Genomic DNA, 6631 nt, shown 5'->3' on the forward strand with positions numbered 1-6631 from the left:
AAAGCTCGAAAATCATTTTAAAGCCTTTGATTTGACTTTCTTTTACCTTAATAACGGATTTGTTTAACGCCAGCATACTTTTTGAAACACCACCGATATGCGAGAGTTTTATTCAAAAAATAGAGAAAGGACCCTTGATAGCGTATCGCTCAAAATTTGTATTTCATATAAATAAAACTCATGCAAAATTTAAAAATTATTCATAGAAGTTTTGTATTGCAAGGCGATTGAACGGGTTATAGTAGTTTCCATATGCAATTGAATGTCAGCTCATCGGTTAAAATGTAGCGCGCAAACTTACTGCCTTCGATAATTTAGGTCGAGATGCCTAAAAACGAGATTTACGCAGAATGCGAATATGTTATGTTTAAATTTTTGACAGTTTGACACTCTCAGAACTCAGATTTTAGCCAGAGTGAATGTGGACATTCATCTCAAGCACAACTATGTTGGAAAAGTACAATGCCTGACTATCGTTCAAAAACATCAACACACGGAAGAAACATGGCGGGTGCGCGTGGCTTATGGCGCGCAACGGGGATGAAAGACGAAGACTTTGGTAAGCCGATTATTGCGGTAGTCAACTCATTCACTCAATTTGTACCAGGTCACGTTCACTTAAAAGACTTAGGTCAACTTGTGGCACGTCAAATTGAAGTGTCAGGCGGTGTAGCCAAAGAATTTAATACCATTGCAGTGGATGATGGGATCGCGATGGGGCACGATGGCATGCTGTATTCATTGCCTTCACGTGACCTCATCGCAGACTCAGTGGAATACATGGTCAATGCGCACTGTGCTGATGCGATGGTGTGTATTTCGAACTGTGACAAAATTACTCCGGGCATGTTGATGGCGTCTATGCGTCTGAACATTCCTGTGGTGTTCGTCTCTGGTGGGCCGATGGAAGCGGGTAAAGTGAAAATCCGTGGTAATGAACACGCGATTGACCTGGTCGATGCCATGATTGTCGCAGCAGATGACAGCTTCACTGATGAAGAAGTGGCTGAATATGAACGTTCAGCTTGTCCAACCTGTGGTTCATGTTCAGGCATGTTTACTGCAAACTCAATGAACTGTTTAACCGAAGCGTTGGGATTATCCCTTCCGGGCAATGGTTCAACTTTAGCGACACATGCGAACCGTAAAAAATTATTCGAAAAAGCGGGTCAATTGATCGTTGAAATTACCAAACGCCATTACGAACAAAACGATTACCGCTTGTTGCCGCGTTCAATTGCCAGCAAAGCAGCGTTTGAAAATGCCATGACGCTTGATATTTCAATGGGCGGTTCAACCAATACCGTTTTACACTTGTTGGCAGCGGCGCATGAAGCAGAAGTTGACTTTACCATGACCGACATTGACCGTTTGTCACGTAAAGTGCCTGTGCTGTGTAAAGTTGCACCTGCAAAACAAGACGTGCACATGGAAGATGTCCATCGTGCTGGTGGCATCATGTCGATCTTAGGTGAATTAGACCGTGCAGGATTATTGGATACTTCTGTGCCCACTGTGCATGAAAAAACCTTAAAAGATGCTTTGGACAAGTGGGACATCATCCGTACTGAAGACGAAGAAGTGTATCAATTCTTCCGTTCAGCACCGGGCGGTGTACCGACGCAAACGGCATTCTCACAAGACCGTTACTACTCTCGTTTAGATGGTGACCGTGACAATGGCGTGATTCGTAATGCTGCGCATGCCTTCTCTCAAGATGGGGGGTTGGCTGTCCTGTACGGTAACATTGCACTTGAAGGCTGTATTGTGAAAACAGCTGGTGTGGATGATTCCATTTTGAAATTCAACGGCACGGCCCGTGTTTTTGAAAGCCAAGATGCTGCAGTAGAGGCGATTCTAGGTGGCAAAATCACTGCTGGCGATGTGGTGGTGATTCGTTACGAAGGTCCGCGTGGTGGTCCGGGTATGCAAGAAATGTTGTATCCAACCAGTTACTTAAAATCGAAAGGTTTGGGTAAAGACTGTGCTTTACTCACCGATGGTCGTTTCTCGGGCGGTTCATCAGGTCTTTCTATTGGTCACGTGTCTCCTGAAGCAGCTGAAGGTGGTGCGATTGGTTTAGTGGAAGATGGCGACCGTATCGAAATCGATATTCCAAACCGTAGCATTCACTTGGCCGTGGATGAAGCAACCATGGCAGCGCGCCGTGAAGTGCAAGAAGCCAAAGGTTGGCAACCTGCTGAACAACGTCCGCGTAAAGTTTCTAAAGCCTTAAAAGCTTATGCAATGCATACTACCAGTGCGTCTAAAGGTGCGGTACGTGAAATTTAATTGCTAGTCTTTGAATGATTAAAAAGAGCACTCCAGTTGGGGTGCTTTTTTATTGATTGATGAAAATAGTACAGTCGCATTTTACAGTACGGTTTGCACTGTCATTACGTAGACGAGGTTTTACTTTTGACAGCACAAAAGTAACAAAATGCCTTTGTTCCCCTGATATGGCGTCCCTGCCATACAGTGAAACAGCGACATCCATGTCGCTTCATCATTTGACCTGATTTGGGTAGAACCACAATAAATGGGTTCATGTAATTCCCAGTGAGTCGCTTTCATGTCTAGCCTGCTTTCTATACAATAAAAACAGAAAAAATTGCCAAGACTGTAGAGTAATACGCAGCCATCGCTAAGGACAAATACAATGAGTAAAGACAATATCCGCGAACATTCAGCTCCTGTTTATGAAGGCATTGAAAATGCACCCGCACGTTCCATGATGCGTGCCACAGGCTTTAAAGATTCAGACTTTACTCGTCCCTTTGTCGGTATTGCGTCTACTTGGGCCAATGTCACGCCGTGTAATATGCATATTAATGAACTGGCACGTGAGGCCGAAAAAGGGGTCAATCAAGCTGGCGGAAAAGGTATTATTTTTAATACCATCACCATTTCAGATGGTATTTCTAACGGCACTGAAGGCATGAAGTATTCATTGTTGAGCCGTGAAATTATTGCGGATTCGATAGAAGCCGTGGTGGGCTGTCAGGCCTATGATGGGGTAATTGCGATTGGTGGCTGTGACAAAAATATGCCGGGTTGCATCATGGGCTTGGCCCGTTTAAACCGTCCAGGTTTGTTTGTTTATGGCGGGACCATTAAGCCGGGTGCAGGGCATACCGACATGATTTCTGTCTTTGAAGCCGTGGGTCAGCACGCCAAAGGTGAAATCAGTGCCATTCAAGTCAAACAGATTGAAGAAGTGGCGCTGCCAGGGCCGGGTTCCTGTGGCGGCATGTACACTGCAAACTCGATGGCTTCTGCGATTGAAGCCTTGGGCATGAGTTTGCCGGGCTCCTCTGCACAAGAAGCGGTTTCGGATGACAAGCGGATTGACTGTCAAAAAGCAGGTGAAGCGGTGATGAATTTGCTGCGCTTAGACCTGAAACCACGCGATATCATGACCAAAGCCGCATTTGAAAACTCAATTAAAGTGCTGATTGCTTTGGGTGGTTCGACCAATGGTGTGCTGCACTTACTGGCAATGGCACATACTGCTGGGGTTGAACTGAATTTGGATGATTTTGTCCGTATCGGGCAAGATATTCCCGTGGTGGCCGATGTACGTCCATCTGGCAAATATTTGATGTCTGAGCTGATTGCGATTGGGGGTATTCAACCGCTGATGAAGCGCATGTTGGATGCTGGCATGCTGGATGGTTCATGTTTAACCGTAACCGGAAAGACCTTGGCGGAAAATTTGGCTGAGGTTGAAGACTATCCAGAAGGTCAACAGATTATTTTACCGTTCGACGCGCCAATTAAAAAAGACTCTCACTTGGTGGTGCTTAAAGGTAACCTGTCTCCAACAGGTGCTGTGGCTAAAATTACCGGTAAAGAAGGCCTGTACTTTGAGGGGCCAGCACGTGTCTTTGAAGGTGAAATTGGCGCGATGCGTGGCATCTTAGATGGCGAAGTTCAAGCAGGTGAGGTGGTGGTGATTCGTGGTGAAGGGCCTAAAGGTGGGCCGGGTATGCCAGAAATGCTGAAACCGACTTCAGCGATTATTGGTAAAGGTTTGGGTAAATCTGTGGCGCTGATAACCGATGGTCGTTTTTCTGGTGGCAGTCATGGTTTTGTCATTGGTCATGTGACCCCAGAAGCCTATGAAGGTGGGCCAATTGGTTTAGTGCAAAATGGCGATAAAATCTCAATTAATGCAGAAACCCGCGAAATGACGTGGCATATTTCGGCAGAAGAGGCCGCAGCGCGTCAAGCCGCGTGGGTGAAACCGCAGCCGAATTATCGTTATGGGGCTTTGGCCAAGTTTGCAAAACTGACCACTGGTGCGGAAAAAGGTGCGGTAACTGATCTAAATTTAGATGTCTAATTGATCATTTTGCTGTGAATTGATATAAACCCTTGTAGTACTTTCAAGGGTTTAATTTAGAGGCTTTGCTCATGTCACTGTTGCGTCGATGGTTCGATCCGATTCGATCGCGTTGGTTTTATCAAAAACCGATTCGTCAAACGGTCGTATCTACAGAACAAGGCTTGAGTATTCATTTACGCCTCGACGATGTATATAGCTATTTAGCGGTTCAGCAGTTACCACAAATTGAAGAAATTTTAGCGGACGAACTGAAACCATTGAAGGTGGTCATTTCCAGTCAGGCTGCAGAACCGCCAAATCAAATGTCGGCTTTGGAGTGGCAAACTTATTGTTTAAATGATGCCAAAATTCTGTCGCGTCAGCACCGTTTTAGCTTTCATGAAACGCCAGAACAACCCAGTCCTGAGGCGTTGAGCCAAGCAGAAACCATTTTGCGGCATACGCCGCTGCGTGGGCAGGACTTTTTGTATTTGCTTGAAGATGTGTTTCACATGCTGTGGCAAAAACAAGAGGGTAAGCTGCGCACCTTATATGCGATGGCCAGCCGTCATCATCAAGAGCAACACTTTCCAGAACGTATTTTTAATGATGATGCGGTACTGGCCAGTTACTTCCAGCTCGGTGACCGTCAGTATCATGCCGTCGATGATCTGCTGCGTTTAACGCGCCGTTTAAAACAACAAAAATTATTTACCGATAACCCAATTTTCTTGATCAATCATATTGATTGGCGTGAGCATTTGATTAGTGATGCTGAAGAGTTAAATGAAATTCAGGCACTCGATCCAGAGTTAGACCTATACGTTGCGCTAGAAGATCCAATTTCATGGTTGTTATTGGCCTATATTAAAGAAGAACTGGCCGATTATTATAATATTCAGCTCAATGTCTACCCACTCAGTTATCACGGTCGAGACGGGTTTGATTGGAGTTTGGCAACGCGTTTATCCAAACGGACAGAAATCAAATTCACACCGTTTTGCCGTCCGACGCAAGCAGCCACTTTGGCGATGGCACAGTTATTTTATAGCGTGCCTGAAGAGCAGCGCGTTGATGCCATGTATCGGATTTTGAAAGCCGTTTGGACCCAAGGCAAAGACTTATCCTTTAAATCGCACTTTGATCAACTGATGCAAGAATTGGAAATCACAGCATTGATCACCGAAGATGTGGAGGCCAAGCTTCAAGAAAATGACATGCTCTGTGAAATGAAATCCCAGCCTGATTTCCCTGTGATTGAACTGCGTGTGGATGGGCAGAGCTATGTCTTTAATAGTTTGTATCGCGTCTGGATGATTGAAAGTATTTTCAGTAATGTGCTAGAAGATCAATATAAAGCTGACCCTGTGGATGAAAGCGAAGGCTGAGTCATTTAAGTGCTTATTAATAATGTTAATGAGGTTTAACAATTAAATTCATTGTTAAATTTTATTAATAAATAGGCTTCCAAATGAAAATGATTATAATTGGCATTCTTTCTGTCTGTTGATCGATGTTATGCGTTTTCATATTTCTTCTTTGAGCTTATCCATTCTGGCCGTGATGACTACAGCAGCGTTTGCTCAGGGCGAGACACAGGAAACAGCATCATCCCAAGTTTTACCGACTTTGCAATTTGAAGCCCAAGATGCAGATGCAAAAGCGGCATATGCAGCAAAAACTGCATCAGCTGTTTTGCGTTCAGACGCACCGCTGTTTGAAACAGCACAATCGATCAGCGTGATTAGTGAAAAACAACTCGAACAGAAACAAGCGAAAACACTGTCTGAAGCTTTGCAGGGTGTAGCGGGGGTCACCGCAGGACAGTATGGTCGCCGTGGTTGGGATGACTTTATTATTCGTGGGCAGGTTTCCAGCGCACAGACCTATGTCGATGGCTTGCGTATTCAAACTTCTGATAATGCCCTACGTTCAGAAGACATCAGTGGTTTACAGTCAATTGAGGTTGTCAAAGGGCCGACATCGACTGGTTTTGGCTTTGCCTTACCGGGCGGCTTAGTTAACTTAACCACCAAACGTCCTCAAGCTGAAACTTTTTCTCGGGGCAGTGTGAGCTATGGCAGCAATGCCTTTGTGGATGGCACATTTGATATCAACTATGCGCCAAATGATAGCGAAAAAGGGGCGTTTCGTGTGGTGGGTCATGTCTCTGACCAAGATGATCCAACCGATTATGTTTATTATAAAAATTCTCTGTACACGACAAAAATAGATAACTCATTGAAATAATGTCACAATAATTGTTTTCTAACGACGAATACTATGACACATCTCAATGAGTTA

At 44.7% G+C, this 6631-nt stretch carries 3 protein-coding genes and 1 pseudogene; all 4 read left to right on the top strand.

Features of this window, described 5'->3' with window-relative positions:
- Nucleotides 1-462: 462 nt before the first annotated feature.
- Nucleotides 463-2292, top strand: coding sequence for a dihydroxy-acid dehydratase (gene ilvD / locus AXW61_RS02540; protein WP_081408248.1), 1830 nt, complete (start codon nucleotides 463-465; stop codon nucleotides 2290-2292).
- Nucleotides 2293-2659: 367 nt separating this feature from the next.
- Complete coding sequence (ilvD, locus tag AXW61_RS02545; RefSeq protein WP_062032095.1) at nucleotides 2660-4345, top strand: dihydroxy-acid dehydratase; 1686 nt, start codon at nucleotides 2660-2662, stop codon at nucleotides 4343-4345.
- A 71-nt stretch (nucleotides 4346-4416) separates the two neighbouring features.
- Nucleotides 4417-5715 carry a hypothetical protein gene (locus tag AXW61_RS02550; RefSeq protein WP_062032097.1) on the top strand — a complete coding sequence of 433 codons (1299 nt, stop codon included), beginning with the start codon at nucleotides 4417-4419 and terminating at the stop codon, nucleotides 5713-5715.
- A gap of 130 nt (nucleotides 5716-5845) precedes the next feature.
- Nucleotides 5846-6538, top strand: a pseudogene (locus tag AXW61_RS02555) (TonB-dependent receptor plug domain-containing protein); the annotation flags it as partial.
- Nucleotides 6539-6631 lie beyond the last annotated feature (93 nt).

It is taken from the genome of Acinetobacter sp. BMW17 (genome assembly GCF_001592855.1).
In the GTDB taxonomy this organism is placed as follows: domain Bacteria; phylum Pseudomonadota; class Gammaproteobacteria; order Pseudomonadales; family Moraxellaceae; genus Acinetobacter; species Acinetobacter johnsonii.

Coding starts and splice junctions, on each gene's coding strand:
- ilvD (WP_081408248.1), top strand. CDS start 463: ATGCCTGACTATCGTTCAAAAACATCAACACACGGAAGAAACATGGCG.
- AXW61_RS02550 (WP_062032097.1), top strand. CDS start 4,417: ATGTCACTGTTGCGTCGATGGTTCGATCCGATTCGATCGCGTTGGTTT.
- ilvD (WP_062032095.1), top strand. CDS start 2,660: ATGAGTAAAGACAATATCCGCGAACATTCAGCTCCTGTTTATGAAGGC.